This is a genomic window from Streptomyces sp. NPDC059166, assembly GCF_042755185.1.
Classification (GTDB): Bacteria; Actinomycetota; Actinomycetes; order Streptomycetales; family Streptomycetaceae; genus Streptomyces.
Window position 1 is genome coordinate 25475 of record NZ_JBHZCI010000005.1, and the last position, 17898, is coordinate 43372.

Sequence of the window (17898 nt, forward strand, 5' to 3'; positions counted from 1 at the left end):
AAGCGGCTTCGCCCCGGGGCCCTCCATACGGGCACGGGCCCGGCGGAGCCGGGGCGTCCGGGGGCGGCCGGCGCCCCGCGCCGGGCTCCGCTCCCCGCCATGACCGGCGCTCACCGCGCCCCTCCCGTACCCTCGACCCCATGTCGCTCTACGCCGCGTACGCCGGCAACCTCGACGCGCGGCTGATGACGCGCCGCGCACCGCACTCCCCGCTGCGCGGCACGGGCTGGCTCAACGACTGGCGCCTGACGTTCGGCGGCGAGCAGATGGGCTGGGAGGGCGCGCTGGCCACGGTCGTGGAGGCCCCACGCGAGCAGGTCTTCGTGGCGCTCTACGATCTGGCTCCCATGGACGAGGACTCCATGGACCGCTGGGAGGGCGTCGGCCTCGACATCTACCGGCGGATGAGGGTGCGGGTGCACACCCTGGACGGCGAGGAGCCGGCCTGGATCTACGTCCTCAACGGCTACGAGGGCGGCCTGCCCTCCGCCCGCTACCTCGGCGAGGTGGCGGACGCCGCCGAGTCGGCGGGCGCTCCGCACGACTACGTGATGGGCCTGCGGAAGCGTCCCTGCTGAGAGGCGCCCCGCCGACCCCCTTTGTACGAACGTACGAATGAGTCCGGACAGACTCTTCGCGGACGCATCTACGCGCGTAGGAAATCAGCGGTTACCCTCATCCGCGTGAACGCATCTGTTATTCCGGACCACATCCAGGGCGACCCCCGTGCCGCCGCAGCCGACGCCGCCGCCCGCCTGCGCGAGCTGACCGGCGTCGACACCCACGACGTCGCTCTCGTGATGGGCTCCGGGTGGGCCCCCGCGGGCGAGGCGCTCGGCGTCCCGGAGGCCGAGTTCCCGGTCACCGCGCTGCCCGGGTTCCCGGCCCCCGCCGTCGAGGGCCACGGTGGCACGGTCCGCTCGTACCGCATCGGCGGGAAGCGCGTCCTGGTCTTCCTGGGCCGCACGCACTTCTACGAGGGCCGCGGGGTCGCCGCGGTCGCGCACGGGGTCCGCACGGCGGTCGCGGCGGGCTGCCGGACCGTCGTCCTGACCAACGGCTGCGGCGGCCTGCGCGAGGGCATGACCCCCGGCCAGCCCGTGCTCATCAGCGACCACATCAACCTGACGGCGGCCTCGCCGATCGTCGGCGCGAACTTCGTGGACCTCACCGACCTGTACTCGCCCCGGCTGCGCGCGCTGTGCAAGGAGATCGACGGGTCACTGGAGGAGGGCGTGTACGTCCAGTTCACCGGCCCGCACTACGAGACCCCGGCGGAGATCGGCATGGTCCGCGCGATGGGCGGCGACCTCGTCGGCATGTCCACGGTCCTGGAGGCCATCGCGGCGCGCGAGGCGGGCGCGGAGGTCCTGGGCATCTCCCTGGTCACCAACCTCGCCGCCGGCCTCAGCGGGGAACCCCTCAACCACGAGGAGGTCCTGCAGGCGGGCCGCGACTCGGCCACCCGCATGGGCGCCCTGCTGGCCCAGGTGCTGGAACGGATCTGAGCCCCGGCCTGAACACGGTGCCCTCCCCCTTCCAGCCCTCCGGCGACCCATCCCCGCCGGCGACCGAGGCGCGGGAAGCCCCCACGGAAGCCGCCTTCCGGCCCCGGCGATCGAGGCGCGGAAAGCCCTCTCGGAAGCCCTCTTCCAGCCCCGCCGCCGTCTGAGGCGCGGGGGCTCGGGGGCGGAGCCCCGGAGCGGGTCCGGGCGGAGCCCGGTTCGGGAAGGGGCGGGCAGGGGAACAGCCCGCCGCATGCGCACCCGCACCCCGCACCACCAACCGCACCCCGCACCACCACCCGCAGAAAGGCGGACACCGTGCAGCAGGACCTCCTCACCCGCGCCAAGGCCTGGCTGGCCGAGGACCCGGACCCCGAGACCCGTGCGGAGCTCGAAGGGCTCATCGAGGCCGGTGACGAGGGAGCGCTCGCCGACCGCTTCGCCGGCACGCTCCAGTTCGGCACGGCCGGCCTGCGCGGCGAGATCGGCGCCGGGCCGATGCGGATGAACAGGTCGGTGGTCATCCGGGCCGCCGCGGGGCTCGCGGCGTACCTGAACGCGCGGGGGCGGTCCGGTGGCCTGGTCGTCATCGGCTACGACGCCCGCTACAGGTCCGCGGACTTCGCCCGCGACACGGCTGCCGTGATGACCGGCGCCGGCCTGCGCGCGGCGGTGCTCCCCCGGCCTCTGCCCACGCCCGTCCTCGCGTACGCCATAAGGCACCTGGGTGCCGTCGCGGGTGTGGAGGTCACCGCGAGCCACAACCCGCCCCGTGACAACGGATACAAGGTCTACCTCGGCGACGGCTCGCAGATCGTGCCCCCGGCCGACGCGGAGATCGCCGCCGCGATCGGCGCGGTGGGACCGCTCACCGGCGTGCCGCGCCCCGATTCGGGCTGGGAGACCCTCGGGGACGAGGTCCTGGAGGCCTATCTCGCGCGCACGGACGCGGTCCTCGCCCCCGGGTCGCCCCGTACGGTGCGGACCGTCCACACCGCCCTGCACGGCGTCGGCACCTCCGTGCTGACGGCCGCTTTCGCCAGGGCGGGCTTCCCCGCGCCCGTGCTCGTGGCCGAACAGGCCGAACCGGACCCGGCGTTCCCCACGGTGGCCTTCCCCAACCCGGAGGAGCCCGGGGCGATGGACCTCGCCTTCGCGACCGCGCGGCGGACCCGGCCCGACATCGTCATCGCCAACGACCCGGACGCGGACCGCTGCGCCGTGGCCGTGCCCGACCCGTCGGCCGGGGGCGGCTGGCGGATGCTGCGCGGCGACGAGGTCGGGGCGCTGCTCGCGGCGCACCTGGTGGACCGGGGCGTCACGGGCGTGTTCGCCGAGTCGATCGTCTCGTCGTCGCTGCTGGGCCGCATCGCGCGCAAGGCGGGCCTCGGCCACGAGGAGACGCTGACGGGCTTCAAGTGGATCGCCCGCGTCGAGGGCCTGCGCTACGGCTACGAGGAGGCCCTGGGCTACTGCGTGGACCCGGAGGGCGTGCGCGACAAGGACGGCATCACGGCCGCCCTGCTGATCGCGGAACTCGCCTCCGCGCTCAAGGAGAAGGGCCGCACCCTGCTGGGCCTGCTCGACGACCTCGCGCTCGAACACGGCCTGCACGCGACGGACCAGCTGTCGGTCCGGGTCGAGGACCTGACGGTCATCGCGGACGCCATGCGACGTCTGCGCGAGACACCGCCCGCCACCCTCGCGGGCCTCCCCGTGACCTCGGCGGAGGACCTGTCGCAGGGCACGGACCTCCTGCCGCCCACCGACGGCCTGCGCTACCACCTGACGGGCGCCCGCGTCATCGTCCGTCCCAGCGGCACCGAGCCGAAACTGAAGTGCTACCTGGAGGTCGTCGTCCCCGTCGGCGGCGTCGAGGCGCTCCCCGGGGCCCGCGCGAAGGGCGAGGAACTGCTCGCCGCCCTCAAGCGTGACCTCGCGGCGGCCGCCGGGATCTGACGGCCGCTCACGGAGGCCGCGAGGGGCGGTGCGGCCGTACGGCCACGGCCCCGCCCCTCGGCTGCGGCCAGGGACCGGCAGCTTCCAGCCATGACCACGCCAAAACGGAAGTGATCATGGCCGTAAACAGCCTGGAGCCCTTCTTGTGATCTTCATATTCTCCATCTGTTCGTCTGATGAACAGGAGAAATTCATGCAGCTGTCACGATCCGCGAAGCGAGCCGGGGCCGCCCTGGCCGCCACCGCGGCACTGGTCATGGTCAACCCGACGACCGCCTCCGCCAACTGGTCCAGCTACATCAACAGCTGGACCGACGGCGAGAAGTCACGCACCTGGGAGGACCAGGGGACCTACTCCCAGATCCGCTTCACCGACTGCTTCGCGCAGTACGGCACGACCAAGTCGGTCGTCGTCAAGCTCTGGCACTACTACTCGGTCCTCCCGAACGAGAGCCTCGGCAGCAAGACGTTCACCGCCTGCTTCAGCGGCGGCACCAGCAACGGCGAGTGGACCAACGTCCCCAGCGGCACCAACACGCTGCAGTTCGAGGCCGACAAGGTCGCCCAGGGCGGATCCTGCTGTCTCCTCAACGTCGCCACCGTCTCCGTCGACACCTCCAAGGCCGACTAGGGTCTTTCGCCTGGATCAGGCCGGATCGGGGAGCGGCCCGGCCATGATCCGCCGGGCGCCGCCCCGGGCGTCCTGCCGCCTGGAACGACCGTATGGTGGCACCCGGTTCCCCACGGGTGCCACCATGGACTTTCGCCGGAGAACACGTGCGCATACCGACCCTCATACGATCGTCTACCGCTCTCGCCGCCCTGGTGCCGGCCCTCGCGCTGACGCTCTCCTTCTACGTCTTCTCCACCCACGACCAGGTCGTCTACTGGCCGTACCCGTACGCCCCGGCCCTCGTCCAGCGGTCCATCGAGCAGGTCTACGCCCTCTCCTACGCCCTGGTCTCCGCGGCCTCGGCCTGGCAGGGGGCGCGGTTCAAGGAGTCGCGCGTCCGTGAGCTGGCCCCCTACCGGCGCGACTGGGCGGTCGTCTCCTGGACCCTGGCGCCCGTGGTGGCGGTCGGCTGGCTGGTACTCCTCGTCCCGGTGGTCCTCGCCTTCGCCGAACGGCCCACCTGGCCGACCCCTGACAGCCTTCCCCCACTGCTTCTCGGCATGGCGCTCTGCGCCGCGCACGGGGTGATCGGCTTCGTCGTCGGGCAGTGGCTGAAGCCCGCGCTGGCCGTTCCCGTCATGGCGTGCGCGGTCTTCCTCCTGGTGTCCTACCCGCACGCCCTCGAACCCTTCTACCTGCGGCACATGTCGGGCGAGTACTTCGCGCACCTCGGCTACGCCGAGACGGCGACCGCCTCCTCGATGGCGGGGCACCTCCTCCCCACCCTGGGACTCGCCGTCGCGGTCTGCCTGCTCAGGGTGCGGGGACACGTCCTGCTGCGCATCGTGACGGCGGTAGCCGTCTGCGCGGGCGCCACGTTCGCCTCGTACAGCATCGTGAAGGACTGGAACTACAACCCCGGCGTCCACGTCACTTCCGTGGGCACCAGATGCACGGGTACGGCCCCGGAGGTGTGCCTCCCGGCGAGCGCGGAGAAGGACGCCGGGAGCATCGGCGCCGAGGTCGAGGGCACGTTCGCCGTGCTGAAGAAGTACCAGGTCGTCGACAAGCCGCCGAAGCGTGTCGAAGAGGCCCTGAGCTACGGCAGGTTCACCCCGGAGGACACGGAGGACTCGGTGTACCTCCTGCTGTCCACGGCCCACCGGGAGCACCGGGTGCAGGCCGACATCATCAGCACCTACGTGAAGTTCCCCTGCGAGGCGCCGCAGCCGACACTCCGGCGGGCCGTCCTGCTCTGGCTGGAGGGGAAGACGGGTGCCATGTCGGGTTACGAGCAGATCGCGGCCGGAGATCCCTTCTACTCCAGGGCGCAGCACCGCGAGGTCCTGAAGGGTGTGGCCGAGGTGTCGGGGAAGTCCACGGCCGAACAGGTGGCCTGGTACCGGACCATCACCCGCTCGGCGTGCGAGGAGTCCCGGTGATCTGGTGGCTGAAGACCCGCCTGGCCCACACGGTGCTCGCCCCGGGCCTCGCGGTCTTCGTCCTGCTGACCTTCCTGTTCCAGGACGGGACGATCGTCCTCCCGGCGATCAGCGTCACGGCGGGCAACTCGGTCCTGCTGTCCGGATTCAGCCCGCTCCTCGTCGTGGGAGCCCTCGTCCAGTGCCTCGACTCCCGGCTCACCGCTGCCGAGGCGGCCGGTGTCCGCCCGGTCGCCAGGCTGGACACGGGACTCGTCCTGGGAGTTCTGGCCGCGGTCGTGGCGCTCACCGCGTCCGGAGCGGTCCTCCTGGACTCCCCCGGGGTCGCCATGGCAGGACGCAACACCCTCTTCCTGACCGGGCTGGCCCTGTGCGGGCGCGGCCGGCTGGGCAGGTCGAGCGTCGTGCTGCCCACGGCGTGGATCTTCCTCGTCGTCCTCGTGGGGCACCGGACGGCGGAGGACTTCTTCCCCTGGGCGTTCACCGGGCTCGCACTCGCGTCGCCCACCGCCGCGCTGGCCGCGGGGGCGATGTCGCTCGCCGGTGTCGCGGTCAACCACTACATGACGTCTCGGCAAGGATCACACGCATGAGCATCACGTTCACCGACTGCGCCTACCGGTACAAGCGCCGGAGCCGTCCGGTGCTCACCGGCTTCTCGTACGAGCTCCGGGAGGGCCTGACGGTCCTCCTGGGGCCCAACGGGGCCGGCAAGTCGACCCTCCTCCGCCTCGGGGCGTCCGTCGCGCGGCCGCAGACGGGCCGGATCAGCTGCGGCACGGTGCCCTCGACGGCACGGGAGTACCGCCGGCTCGTCTCGTGGATGCCCCAGCAGATCGTCGCGATGGCCGGCCTGACCGCGAGGGAGCAGGTCGCCTACTGCGGCTGGCTGAAGGGGATGAACCGGAGGGACGCCTGGGACGGGGCGCTGGGGGCACTGGGCCGGGTCGGTCTCCAGGACCGGGCGGGTGAGAGGACCAGGACGCTGTCGGGGGGCCAGCTGCGCCGCGTGGGGGTGGCCGCCGCGCTGGTGCACGGCTGCGAGGTGCTTCTGCTGGACGAGCCGACGGCGGGCATGGACCCCACCCAACGGCGCGTGTTCCGCGATCTGCTGAAGGCCGCGGTGGACGCCGGCGGACTCAGCGTCCTGATGTCGACCCACGACGTGGCGGACCTCGCCGACGACGCCGACCGCGTCACCGTCCTGTCCGAGGGGCGCGTCGGCTTCGACGGCACGACCCAGGGGTTCCTCGGTCACGCTCCGGCGGGTACGCCGGGCTCCCGCCACGCGGAGGCCGCCTACGCGGCGCTGACGCCTCGGGGGTGAGAGGGAGCGGGTACCGCCGTGCGGCGGTACGGGCGGTCACACCCGCGTGAGGTACGTGAAGCCGGTGTCCGGTCCGACGCAGGACTGGAGGGTGAGGTCCCCCCAGTAGAGGCCGTGGGCGGGTGCGCCCCGGCCCGGGGTGAGGTACCGGTCGTAGACCTTGTACGTCAGCGTGCCGCCCGGGGTGTCGACGGTGACCACGGTGCCGGTGGCCAGGGTGGCGAACTGCTGGAAGCCGCAGTGGTCGTGGCCGACGACGACGATCGTGCGCATCTTGTAGCCGCTCTCGGCGCCGAACGGCGGCCCGGCCCACTGCACGGCGTCCTGGCAGGCGTCGACCTCCTCCTGGCCGCCCCGGACGACCCTGGCGGACCACGCGCCGATCCGGAGCGTGGTCACGGTGGTGCGGACCGCCGCGCTCGGGGGTCCGGACGGGATCTCCGGGGCGCCGGTGGCCGGGCTCGTGGTGCCCGCGTCTCGCGCCTCCGGGGCGGCCCGCGGGGCCCGGGCGTCCGTGCGCGAGAGGTCGGGTCCGGTGATCTCCACGGGCCCGGCGGACGCGGACGGGGGTGTCCTCGGGACCGCCGGTGCGGGTGCGGGCGGGGGTGCGGTGGCGGGCGGCGGGGATGACGGTGTGCCGGTCGCGCCCGCCGGGGCCGAGGAGGGCGGCGGCTGCCGTGCCTCCGCTCCCCCTGGCTCCCGCCCCGCGCCGCCGCAGGCCGCGAGGAGCGCGAGCAGCGGCACGGTGGCGGCGAGGGCGGCGGACCGGCGGGGCCTCATCCGAAGCGGCCGTTGACGTAGTCGGAGGTACGGGAGTCCTGCGGCGCCTCGAACATGTCGGTGGTGGGCCCGTGTTCGACGATCACGCCCGGGGTGCCCTGTTCGGCGAGGAAGAAGGCGCAGCTGTCGGAGACGCGGGCGGCCTGCTGCATGTTGTGCGTGACGATGACGATGGTGACCTCCTCCTTGAGGTCGTGGATCGTCTCCTCGATCCGACGGGTGGAGGTCGGGTCGAGGGCCGAGCACGGCTCGTCCATCAGGAGCACCCGGGGGCGGACCGCCAGCGAGCGTGCGATGCACAGGCGTTGCTGCTGGCCGCCGGAGAGGGCGCCGCCGGGCTGGCGGAGCCGGTCCTTGACCTCCTTCCAGAGTCCCGCCTTGGTGAGGCATTCCTCGACGAGGCCGTCGCGGCTGTCCTTCGACGCCTTCACGCCGTTGAGTTTCAGGCCGGCCAGGACGTTGTCGTAGAGGGACATCGCGGGGAAGGGGTTCGGCTTCTGGAAGACCATGCCGATCTCGCGGCGGGCGTGGGTGAGCCGCCGGCCGCGGTCGTAGATGTCCTGGCCGTCCAGGAGGACCCGGCCCGCGAGGGAGGCTGAGCCGATCAGCTCGTGCATCCGGTTGAGGATGCGCAGGAAGGTCGACTTCCCGCAGCCCGAGGGGCCGATGAGGGCGGTGACCTCACGGGCGGGCATGGTGAGCGACACCCGGTCGAGGACCTTGTGGTCGCCGAACCAGGCGGAGATCGCGTCGGCTTCGAGCGACGCGGGGGCGGAGGGAGCCGGCCCCCGCGTGGGTGTCCGGGGCAGGGTGAGTGTGTCCGTGGCGGTGTCGGTCATGGGGCGGGTACTCCTCGTTCGGGGCGTGAGAGCGTCACAGCAGGTTGGGCAGGAGCCGGGTGGCGGCGTCGGCCAGGGCGACGCCGAGGGCGCCGAGCACGGGGACGGCGGTGATCCAGGTCTGCCACCGGCCCCAGACGCGCAGGGCCCAGGTGGCGAGGAGGGCCGCGAGGAGCAGGCCCTGGGCCCAGAGGAAGACCTCGAGCCAGGCGCCGCTCTCCCCGGCGAGCGGTTCCTCGGCCGGGCCGATCCACCCGGGTCGCATCTCACGGGGCGGGTTGGGCTGCACCGGTGTGGTGAGCTCCGCGTCCACGCGCAGGATGTCGGCCGGGGTGTACGGGCCTCCGGTGGCGGTGATCAGCGTCAGCCTGCCCTGGCCCTGGGCCCGGGGCGCGGGCAGGTCGTCGCCGGGGCGCCGGACTCCGGTGACCCGGTAGACCGACCTGGCCTGGCCGGTGGTGATCTCGATGGGTGTGCCGACGGGCAGCTTGTGCAGCGCCTGGAAGGGGCTTCCGTAGCCCCACTGCCGGCCCATGATCACCGCGGTGCCGGACTGGCCGGGCAGCGGGGTGTCGCGGCGGTGGCCCGGGCCCGACATCAGTACCCCGGAGGTGGTGCCCTCCCCGACGACCTCGCGGAGGCCGAGCGCCCGGATGCGCAGGAGTGCGACGGGGGCGCCCATCTCCAGCGGCTTGTCGTCGAAGGTGCGCTGGCCCACCGGGGCCGTGCCCAGGGCGAGTTGCTTGCGCAGCTCGTCGTAGGCGGTCTGCTGGTCCCGTGAGTGCCGGAGGTGGCCGAGGAGGGCGAGGTCGGCGGCGAAGCCGAGCAGGACCGCCGCCAGGACGCACAAGGCCGCCCCGGCCAGGGCGAGACCGGGACGGGCGGGCGGGAGCGGGGTGCCGGGGACCGGGGGTCCCGGTGGTTCGGGGGCCTTCGCCCGCGCCTCGGGGGCGGGCTGGGGCGGGCTCAGGACGGTCACGGTCGCTGCACTCCTGACAGGCTCGTGGACGGTGGAGGAAGGGAGCTGCGCGGCGGGCTCCGGGGGCGGGCGGCGGTCCCGCCCCCGGAGCCCGGCCGGTCAGTGGCCCGCGGTGGCGCCGAAGCTCAGCAGGCCCTTGCGCCGTACGTGGATCACGCAGGCCGCGCCGAGGCTGAGCAGGGCGAGGGAGGCGAGGCCGACGGCCGCGATCCGGCTGCCGGTGGCGGCGAGGCCGCCGGTGGAGCCGGAGCCCCCCGTGTCGCCGCTGCCGCCGCCCGTGCTCCCGGCGTCGGAGCCGCCGGAGGTCCCGGCGTCCGTGCCGGTGGTGTCGCTCGGGTCCGGGGTGGGGTTCTCCCGGTCACCGGTGGCGAAGGCGAACTCGACGCTGTGGCCGTCGGTGGCGTCCTCGGTCAGGGTGAGGGTGTGGTCGCCGTCCGCGATGTCCTCGGGGACGGTGAACTCGTAGTCCTCGACGGTGCCTTCGGCATCGGCGGTGGCGTCCGCGAACTCCGCCTCGCTGTCGCTCAGGACGGCCTTGACGGTGGCGTCCTTGCTGTAGCCGCGCGCGGTGACGAGGACCTTCTGGCCGGGTTCGAGCACCGGGTCGGCGTCCAGGACGTTGCCCTCCTCGTCGCTGACGTCGAGGTCGGCGGGCTCGGTGGGCTCGTCCGTCGGGTCGGGAGCCGGTTCGCCCGTCGGTGTGTTCGTGGGCTCCTGGGTGCCGTCGGTGGGCGTGTTCGTCGGGGTCGCCGTCTTCGTGGGGGCGGGTGCGGTGACGGTGTACGCCGTCCAGGTGGTCGACGGTTCGTGGGCCACCCGGTCGGCGGGGTTGACCATGGCCTCCACCCTGACCTCGGTCCCGACGGCGTACTGCTCCTCGGAGACGAACTCCGCCTTGCCGGCGGTGACCGGGGCGCTGACGGCCTTGCCGCCGATGTAGGCCTTGACGGTGCCCTCCAGCGTGGCAGGCGTGACGGTCACGGTCGCCTTGACCTTCACCTCGGCGCTGTCCGGCACGGCGACGGACCCGGTGGCCACCTGGACGTCCGTGGCCGCACCGGGTGCGGCGACGCTCCACCCGGTGGGGGTGACGTCGATCGGCACCCGGTAGTCCTGGCCGCGCAGTGTGTTCGTCGTGGACCTGGCGCAGCGCACGACGAGCGCGTACCTGCCCACCGGCTGGTCGGACGACAGACGGACGCCCAGGGCGAAGTTGATACCGCCGGCCATCGAGAACGTCTGCTCGGTGCCGTCCTCGGTGAGGACCTTGGTGGCCGAGCCCAGCGTCGTGGTGTTTCCGTCCGGGCTCTCCAGGAGCGGCAGGACGGCGAACGGCTTGCCTTCGCCGGGCCGGAACGCCTCGGGGCACGATCCGGTGAACTCGCCCGTGGTGTACACCGGCTTCGTGAGGAGGTCGCCGCTCGTGGGGCTGATGGTGAGCTGGGCTCCTTCGGCCGCCCTGGCCTCCGGGGCGAGGACGGCCAGCGTGGTGGCCGACAGCGCGCAGGTCAGCGCGAAGGCGCCGAGCAGTGCCACGGGTGAGCGGAGTGGTGCGAGGCCGTTCATGTGCGTGTCCCCCTGGGGATCGTTTTCTCTTCTCGGATACGCCGTGGGGCCGGGCACCCTGAGGGGTGCCCGGCTGTCGCGCTCACGGCATGCTGGTGATCAGCTGTTGCCCTTGAGGGCGGTCGAACCGCAGTTGCTGATGGTGGTGAAGCCGTAGCCCTCGATCGTGTCGGTCGCGGAGCAGACGTCGGATCCGGAGCCGACGAACGTCGAGGCGATCACGGAGTCGGTGAGCTCGGCCGTGGGCACGACGTTGTAGACGTCGCGGCTGAACACGCCGCCGTCGATCAGGCCGAGCACCGTGTCACCGTGCCGGTCGGTGATGACACCGCCGACCTGGGCGTTGTACTGGGAGACGGAGTAGGGGGCGATGTCGCCGGCGGTGTCGAGCTGGACACCGTTGTGCTCCTGCATCTCGCCGACGCAGGTGCCCAGGACGGGGTTGCCGATCGACTCCAGGAAGAAGGTCCGGGTGCCGGAGCCCGCCTGGGGCACCAGCGGGGTCAGGGCGACACCGTCGAGCGTGGTGGTGTTGCACTCGTAGATGCTCTTGAGCTGGGCCGAGGTGAGGTCCAGGTCGTCGTTCAGGGGGCTGTCGTCGCGGACCGCGACGGTGACCTGGTCCTCGGCGAAGGGGATGAAGGTGAGGTTCGAGCCGGCGGTCTTGATGCCGCGCGAGGAACGCGCGAAGTCGATGCAGCCGGTGCCGTTGGCGATGTCGGCGACCAGCGCGCTGATACCGGCCGAGGAACCGTTGGGGCGCGTGATGGAACAACCGGTGGCGCGGGTCTTGATGGTGGCGGAGCCGGTCGCGTCGTAGGAGGCGATCAGGTCACCGCCGTCGATCTCCTCACCGAGGCCGTTGGCGACATCCTGGGTGGTGTCGGAGCCGACTCCGGCGAGCACCCGGTAGTCGGTGGGAACGGCCGGGTCGGCCGAGGCGACGGGGGACATGATGCCGAGGCCCAGGGCGACGGCACCCGCGACAGCCCCGATCCGAACACTGGTCTTGACGTTCATCTCTGTTCTCCTCCATGAAGGACGAAACGCAAGCAATGGACGCGCACACACAATTCGAATTCTCCGTACGACCGAAACTCTCCCGGCCACCGCAAACAATTCCTCAGGCGCTCCGCCGCGACCACCGCATCCAGTTTCTGATCAGGTTACGAATCGATTTCCTAGGTGCCACCAAGGGGATTTTCCGAACCCCGGGAAAATCCCCCGGACTTCCAGGTGCGAAGTCCGGGGGAAATTCGCTGTCCAGCCCGTCAGTCCGCCGCGGCCGGGGCCTTCCGGGAGGACATGCGCAGCATCACGGGGCCGGCGAGGGCCGCCGCCGCTCCGGCCACCAGCACGCCGAGCAGCACCCAGCGGATCGCTCCGAGGATCTCGGCGGGGGTGAGCCCGCCGGAGGAGGCGACCGTCTTCTCCTGGCCCGAGGTGGCACCGGTGGCACCGGGTGGTGCCGAGCCCGCCGGGCCGGCCGCCGGGCCGCCGTCCGGCGCGTCCGGGCCGCCTGCCGTGCCCGTGCCGTCCGCACCGGTCTGCGACACGCCGCCGTCCGCTCCGCTCCCACCGGTCCCTGAACCGCCCGCGCCCACGCCTCCGTCGGCGCCGGTGCCCGGTTCCGCGGGGAGGCCCTTCTCCAGGGCTGTCGCGGCCTCGGCCGCCTGTTCACGCATCGCCGCCGGCAGCGGCGCGTACCCGGGCGGCAGCATGCCGGGGTTCAGGCCCTGGGTCTGGCCCGCTCCGGCCGCGTAGCGGATCAGCCGGGCGTAGTCCTTGCGTTCGGCCGCGGCGCGGTCGAGCGACCCCGCCGCGTAGGCGACGGCCGTGAGCGGGTAGGCGCCGTCCGTCGCACGTGCGGGATCCGGGGTCTTCACGCCGGGCACCGTGGAGTCCTTCATCCCGGCCACGGCCTCGAGCAGCGAGGCGCTGGTGGGCTTGACGAACTCCCCGTCGGCGTTGGGCAGTGCGGCGACGTCGAGCAGGAAGCGGTCCGCCGAGGCCACGTCGGCCAGGCCCATCACCGTCCGTCCGCCCTGCGGCCTGCGTTCGCCCGTGAGCTTGCCCCCGGAGGGGCACTCCTGGCAGACGCCGACCTCGATCGTCATGCCGCCGTAGCCCCGTCGCACCCGCTGCGCCGCGTCGTGGAGGTTCTCGGCGTAGGGGACGACCTCGGCCCCCGTGTAGACGGCCCACATGCCGCTGACCCCCTCGCTCCGGGTCTCCGTGGGGTCGGCCTTGGGGAAGTAGTCGAGGGCGTCGGTGCCGAGCGCCAGGTCCGTGTAGTAGGAGTTCACCTTCATGCCCCAGGGGTCCTCCTTCCCGGCGAGGAATTCCCGGGCGTCCTTGTCCGACTGGAGGTAGCGCCACATCAGGCGAGTCAGGTCGGAATTCTCTCCGGAAACGGCGATCCCGAACGGCGTGGACCGCGCCGCGGTGCCGTCGAGGACCGGATTGAGTTCCAGGAACTCGGGGTCTCTCGTCAGTGATTCCGGATTGCCGGCCAGATGATCGGGCGGGCCCTCCGTCCCCTGGTTCCAGTGCCTGACACTCGAGATGTAGGACTGGGTGAGCAGCTTGGCGATCAGGCGCGGGGTCAGTCTCAGATCTCGCACCCAGGGCTCGGGCCGTCCGTCGACCTCCCAGAGGAAGCCGATGGCGAGCCCGCTCACCGCCAGGGGGGCGTGCACCACGGGTGGCCCGTCCTCGGCCGCCTCGACGGGCTCGACGGTGACGGCGAGGCCGGGTGAGGTGCCGGTGGGCCGGGTGACGGCCTCGCGGGCACGCTCCTCACCCGCCTGGGTGAAGCTGAAGCGGGTCGCCGCGCCGGAGCACAGGACCGTCTGCCAGGACGACATGGCGTCGGTCAGGAGTTCCGAGCCGATGACCCGGCGCTCGGCCTTGTCCGGCTCACAGGTGTCACCCACGGGGTCGAAGTCCAGGGGGAACACCATGCGCCGGTCCCAGTTCGTCCGGCTCAGCGGCGAGGTGTCGAGCCTTCCGTCGTGATGCGGCTCGATCTCGTGGTCTCCGCGCGGTACGACGACGAGCCAGCAGCCGCGCGGGTCGCCACCGGCGTCCACGGCTCCGCAGCCCAGGTGAGGGGCCTGGAGCGCGGTCTGCACCTCGAAGACCGCCTCACCGGTGCCGTCGGCCTGCGTCTTGCGCATCGGTTCGGCGTTGGAGTCGTTCGGACCGAAGTAGGTGGTGTCGTACGCGCTGTCGGTGGGTTCCCCCTCGACCGGCCTGAACGGGACGAAGGGGCTGTCGAAGCCGTCCGCCTCGGTGTACTCGGTCTCCCCGGGGTCCGTCCCCGCCACCAGCTGGCGGCTCCACGTGTCCACGAGGAATCCGCCCGGCGCGGTGCCTCCGAAGACGCACTGCTCGCGTTCCGGGCCCGCCGGGTCGTCCCCCCAGCACTGCATGATCTGGAGGAAGTTGACGAACTTGGTGCCGAGCGGTGTCTCCTTCCCTCCCGTCCAGCTCACCTCGAGGCCCTGCTGGCGCAGGTGCTTCGTCTGGTGGACGGTCACCTCCAGGCCGGAGAAGTCGTCGTAGGGGCCCTTCGTGCCGGAGAGCGTCATCGCCGAGCTGTCCGCCTCGGCGGCCTGCGCGCGGTCCAGTCCCCGCGGCAGCGGCACGAGGGCGACGACGAGGGCGGCGAGGAGCGCCGTGACGCCGGCCGTGACGCGTCGCGCGGGGCGGGTTCCGGTGCGGCGGGCGCCCAGGAGGCCGCGTATGCCTCTCATGTCAGGTCTCCTTTGCGGCGGCCGGACCGTGCGGCCAGGGCGCGGGCGGTGAGCGGTGGGCCGACGACCACACCGACCAGCAGCAGGGCGGAGAGGATCATCAGGGCGCCTCTCAGCCCGAGGGCGTCGTCGGCGGCGAGGCTGACGGGACTCGCGACGACCGAGGAGTCGCCGCCCGAGCCGTCGCCGATCAGTTCGCCGGTGTCCGGGTCGATCACACCGCCGGTGGCGCCCCCGGCGCCGGTCCCGGCCTGCTGGGCGTCGGGGGTGCCGTCACCGTCGGTGTCGGTGCCGCCGGAATTGCCGGCACCTCCCCGGCCGCCGGAGCCGCCCGTGGCCGGTCCGCTGCCGCCGCCCGAGGTCCCGGTGCCGCTGCCGGAGCCGCCGTCGGCGTTCCGGCTGACCGGGGTGGTCTGCTTGGCGCCCGCGGTGCCCGTCGCGCACTGCGTGGTGCCCTTCCTGTCGCAGTCCTTCGGCTGGGGCGCGTTCCTGGCGAGGGTGTTGGTGCCGTCGGAGGAGAAGGTGGGGTTGCGGCAGTCGTTGATGTTCACCTTGCCGGCGGGTGCTCCGGGGATGCGGCGCACCTGCTCGAACCCGGCCTGCACGAGGTTCTTGGGCAGCGGTGAGTAGCCGAGTTCCTCGGCCTGCTGCTGGCCGTCGCAGAGGAAGTAGTTGGAGAAGGTGGCGAGCGCCGCGCCCTTCGCCTCGTTCATCGGGTTGTCGGCGCCGTCGAGCGACGTGGGCACGATCATGTAGCTGTAGCTGGACAGCGGGTAGGTCCGGCGGTCCTTCGACCGGTACACGCCGTCGAGGATCTGCGTGAGGTAGTCGGCGGAGTTCCTGTCGTTGTTGATCCGCGCCCCCAGCAGGCCGACGGCGACACTGGATGCCGTCGGCTCGACGTAGTAGTTCGCGGCGTTGAGCACCTTCGCGACGGGGAAGCCCGCCTTCAGGGCGTAGGAGTACTCGACGTAGGTGATGGCGCCCTCGGCGTGGTTCTGCCGGACGTAGCCGGAGACCCCCAGGGAGCCGGACTTGGAGATCTGGGCGGAGCCCGGGACGTTCGGGAAGTAGGAGGTCATCCCGCACGGTGTGGACCGGCCGGCCCGGCGGCAGAAGTCGTTCCAGGTGGAGGCGTGTTCCTTGGCCAGCCAGGTGGTGAACTGGGCCGAGGTGCCCGATCCGTCGGAACGCACGACGGGGATGACCGCCCGGCTGGGAAGCGTCAGCCCGGGGTTGTCGGCCTTGATCTCCGGGGCGTTCCACCGGGTGATCCTGCCGGTGAAGATCTTGGCGAGCACGTCGCCGGACAGGCGCAGGTTGGTGACGCGCTTGCCGCCTATCTTCAGGTTGTACATGAAGGCCGTACCGCCGGCGACGATCGGCATGTAGCCGTAGCCGCGCTTGGGCGGGGCGTCCCGGACGCCGCCCTCGGTGAGCCCGTAGGGGATCTCGGAGACGGCGAAGTCGACGGTGCCGTTCTTGAACTGCTCGCGGCCGTTGGAGGAGCCGGTGGCCGCGAAGTTGACGGTCATCCCGAAGTTGGAGGCGACGTTGCGGCGCCACTGGTCCAGGGCGTTGGAGCTCCAGGTGGAGCCCGCACCGGTGATCTTGCTGTACGAGGCTGCCTGCGCGGTCGGCTGGCCGGCGGCCGGCAGCGCGCACAGCAGCGCGGCCAGCCCCATGGCCAGGCGGGACACGGTCACGGGTCTCACGGGGTACTCCTGGTGATGGTGGTGTCGGCGTGCGGCGGTGAGGAGGGTGTGCGGGCGGCGGCACGGCTGTCGAAGCGCTCGGCGTCGCGGCGGGAGGCGAGCACCCGGCGGTGCGTCTGCCCCTTGGTGAGCTGTCCCGGGTCGCGTCCGCCGATGACCCGGGCGATCACGAAGAGCAGCAGGACGAGGGCCATGAGGGTGGCGGCCGTGCCGAATCCGCGGGCGATCATGTCGGGTTCGGGTGACTTGACGAATTCGAAGGTGGCCAGCGGCAGCGACACCTGGGGGCCGGAGACCGGGTCGGCGTTGAGCTCGGCGGTGAAACCGGCGGTGAGCAGGACCGGCGACGTCTCGCCGACCCCGCGCGCGGTGCCGAGGATGACGGAGGTGGTGAGCCCGGAACGCGCGGTGGGCAGGACGACGTGCCAGACGGTGCGCCAGCGCGAGGTGCCCAGCGCGTACGACGCCTCGCGCAGGTTGCCCGGGACGAGGCGGATCACGACGTCGGACGCCCGGATGATGATGGGGAGCATCATCACGGCCAGCGCGAGGGAGGCCGCCAGACCGGACTTGTCGAGGCCGAGGGCCAGGATGACGGTGGCGTAGACGAAGAGGCCGGCCACGATCGAGGGGAGCGCGGTCATCGCCTCGACGATGGTGCGGACCAGCCGCGCGAAGCGGCCCGGGACCTCGTTCAGGAAGACGGCGCAGATCAGGCCGGCCGGGACGGTGACGACGAGGGCCAGCGAGATCTGCTGGAGGGTGCCGACGACCGCGTGCAGCACCCCGCCGACGCCGAGTCCGTCGAGCGGGCCCGCCAACTGCATGTCCTGGGTGAAGAAGTTGGCGTGCGGCAGCGCCTCGCGGCCCCGCCAGAGGGTGAAGACGACCACGAACACCAGGGCGGCCAGCAGGATCAGGCCCATGGTGCGCACGACGACGCCGGCCACCCGGTCCACGATCGTGGGCCCGTCCTCGTCGAAGGAGACCAGCAGGGCGTAGACGCCGAGGAACAGGACGTACGCCACGACGACGAACCCGACCGTGCCGTCGAAGGGCAGGATCCGCCCGAAGAGCAGCCCGGTCACGCTCAGCGCCGCCGCGGCGGCGCCCAGCAGGGCGAACCGGTCCGAGATCCGGGTGGCCGCCAGGGTGCGCCGCTCCTCACCGGCGGGCCCGGTGGGGCGGCCGCCGAGGGCGGGCAGCACGGTGCGCGAGGCGGGGCGCGCCGGTGCGGCCGGAGGGGTGGTGCCGCCCGGCCCGGGCGCGGCGTTCCACGCGGGAGGGGTACGGGCGCCGTCGGTCTTCGGCGGTGGTTCGGGGGCAAGTGTCATGGCAGGCGGTGTCCCTGGGACGTGGCAGGCGGATCGGGGTGCTGGGCGGCCGGGGCCCTGGAGCCGGCGCGGGGGTGGCGG

Annotated in this window: 15 protein-coding genes; 7 read left to right on the plus strand and 8 right to left on the minus strand. The window is 72.5% G+C overall.

The genetic code is table 11. The annotated features are described in order from the left end of the window. Window positions 1–140: 140 nt before the first annotated feature. The 7 genes from ACFXOA_RS05245 (at window position 141) to ACFXOA_RS05275 (ending at window position 6846) form a co-directional block, all read left to right on the plus strand. Window positions 141–578 (plus strand): gamma-glutamylcyclotransferase, encoded by a 438-nt coding sequence (locus tag ACFXOA_RS05245; RefSeq protein WP_385022787.1) that lies wholly within the window; start codon window positions 141–143, stop codon window positions 576–578. A gap of 105 nt (window positions 579–683) precedes the next feature. Beyond that, on the plus strand, window positions 684–1508 hold the full coding sequence (locus ACFXOA_RS05250) for a purine-nucleoside phosphorylase (protein ID WP_385022790.1): 825 nt from the start codon (window positions 684–686) through the stop codon (window positions 1506–1508). Between the two features lie 315 nt (window positions 1509–1823). Next, on the plus strand, window positions 1824–3464 hold the full coding sequence (locus tag ACFXOA_RS05255; RefSeq protein WP_385022793.1) for a phospho-sugar mutase: 1641 nt from the start codon (window positions 1824–1826) through the stop codon (window positions 3462–3464). Window positions 3465–3657: 193 nt separating this feature from the next. Then, the gene (locus ACFXOA_RS05260) at window positions 3658–4095 is read left to right on the plus strand and encodes a hypothetical protein (RefSeq protein ID WP_385022796.1); all 438 of its coding nucleotides are present in this window, start codon (window positions 3658–3660) and stop codon (window positions 4093–4095) included. Between the two features lie 146 nt (window positions 4096–4241). Further along, window positions 4242–5519 (plus strand): hypothetical protein, encoded by a 1278-nt coding sequence (locus tag ACFXOA_RS05265; protein WP_385022799.1) that lies wholly within the window; start codon window positions 4242–4244, stop codon window positions 5517–5519. After that, window positions 5516–6112 carry a hypothetical protein gene (locus ACFXOA_RS05270; RefSeq protein ID WP_385022802.1) on the plus strand — a complete coding sequence of 199 codons (597 nt, stop codon included), beginning with the start codon at window positions 5516–5518 and terminating at the stop codon, window positions 6110–6112. The genes ACFXOA_RS05265 and ACFXOA_RS05270 overlap by 4 nt, the downstream gene beginning before the upstream one ends. Further along, a complete protein-coding gene (locus ACFXOA_RS05275; protein ID WP_385022804.1) occupies window positions 6109–6846 on the plus strand; it encodes an ABC transporter ATP-binding protein in 738 nt (245 codons plus the stop codon). Before ACFXOA_RS05270 ends, ACFXOA_RS05275 begins: the two co-directional genes overlap by 4 nt. 36 nt (window positions 6847–6882) lie before the next feature. Here the strand turns inward: ACFXOA_RS05275 and ACFXOA_RS05280 are convergent, their stop codons facing one another. The 8 genes from ACFXOA_RS05280 to pstA form a co-directional block, all read right to left on the minus strand. Continuing rightward, a complete protein-coding gene (locus ACFXOA_RS05280; RefSeq protein ID WP_385022807.1) occupies window positions 6883–7626 on the minus strand; it encodes a hypothetical protein in 744 nt (247 codons plus the stop codon). Next, on the minus strand, window positions 7623–8465 hold the full coding sequence (gene pstB / locus ACFXOA_RS05285) for a phosphate ABC transporter ATP-binding protein PstB (protein ID WP_385022810.1): 843 nt from the start codon (window positions 8463–8465) through the stop codon (window positions 7623–7625). Before pstB ends, ACFXOA_RS05280 begins: the two co-directional genes overlap by 4 nt. A gap of 34 nt (window positions 8466–8499) precedes the next feature. After that, a complete protein-coding gene (locus ACFXOA_RS05290) occupies window positions 8500–9444 on the minus strand; it encodes a sortase (RefSeq protein WP_385022813.1) in 945 nt (314 codons plus the stop codon). A gap of 99 nt (window positions 9445–9543) precedes the next feature. Further along, window positions 9544–11010: a hypothetical protein gene (locus ACFXOA_RS05295; RefSeq protein WP_385022816.1), complete on the minus strand. Its 1467-nt coding sequence runs from the start codon at window positions 11008–11010 to the stop codon at window positions 9544–9546. 99 nt (window positions 11011–11109) lie between these two features. Further along, a complete protein-coding gene (locus ACFXOA_RS05300) occupies window positions 11110–12030 on the minus strand; it encodes a substrate-binding domain-containing protein (RefSeq protein ID WP_385022819.1) in 921 nt (306 codons plus the stop codon). Between the two features lie 251 nt (window positions 12031–12281). Beyond that, window positions 12282–14768: a hypothetical protein gene (locus tag ACFXOA_RS05305; protein ID WP_385022822.1), complete on the minus strand. Its 2487-nt coding sequence runs from the start codon at window positions 14766–14768 to the stop codon at window positions 12282–12284. Beyond that, on the minus strand, window positions 14765–16483 hold the full coding sequence (gene pstS / locus ACFXOA_RS05310; protein WP_385022825.1) for a phosphate ABC transporter substrate-binding protein PstS: 1719 nt from the start codon (window positions 16481–16483) through the stop codon (window positions 14765–14767). Before pstS ends, ACFXOA_RS05305 begins: the two co-directional genes overlap by 4 nt. Beyond that, entirely contained in the window at window positions 16480–17817 is a 1338-nt protein-coding gene (gene pstA / locus ACFXOA_RS05315; RefSeq protein ID WP_385022828.1) for a phosphate ABC transporter permease PstA, read from the minus strand. The genes pstS and pstA overlap by 4 nt, the downstream gene beginning before the upstream one ends. Window positions 17818–17898: the final 81 nt, after the last annotated feature.

Coding starts and splice junctions, on each gene's coding strand:
- ACFXOA_RS05245 (WP_385022787.1), top strand. CDS start 141: ATGTCGCTCTACGCCGCGTACGCCGGCAACCTCGACGCGCGGCTGATG.
- ACFXOA_RS05260 (WP_385022796.1), top strand. CDS start 3,658: ATGCAGCTGTCACGATCCGCGAAGCGAGCCGGGGCCGCCCTGGCCGCC.
- ACFXOA_RS05275 (WP_385022804.1), top strand. CDS start 6,109: ATGAGCATCACGTTCACCGACTGCGCCTACCGGTACAAGCGCCGGAGC.
- ACFXOA_RS05280 (WP_385022807.1), bottom strand. CDS start 7,626: ATGAGGCCCCGCCGGTCCGCCGCCCTCGCCGCCACCGTGCCGCTGCTC.
- pstB (WP_385022810.1), bottom strand. CDS start 8,465: ATGACCGACACCGCCACGGACACACTCACCCTGCCCCGGACACCCACG.
- ACFXOA_RS05295 (WP_385022816.1), bottom strand. CDS start 11,010: ATGAACGGCCTCGCACCACTCCGCTCACCCGTGGCACTGCTCGGCGCC.
- ACFXOA_RS05300 (WP_385022819.1), bottom strand. CDS start 12,030: ATGAACGTCAAGACCAGTGTTCGGATCGGGGCTGTCGCGGGTGCCGTC.
- ACFXOA_RS05305 (WP_385022822.1), bottom strand. CDS start 14,768: ATGAGAGGCATACGCGGCCTCCTGGGCGCCCGCCGCACCGGAACCCGC.
- pstA (WP_385022828.1), bottom strand. CDS start 17,817: ATGACACTTGCCCCCGAACCACCGCCGAAGACCGACGGCGCCCGTACC.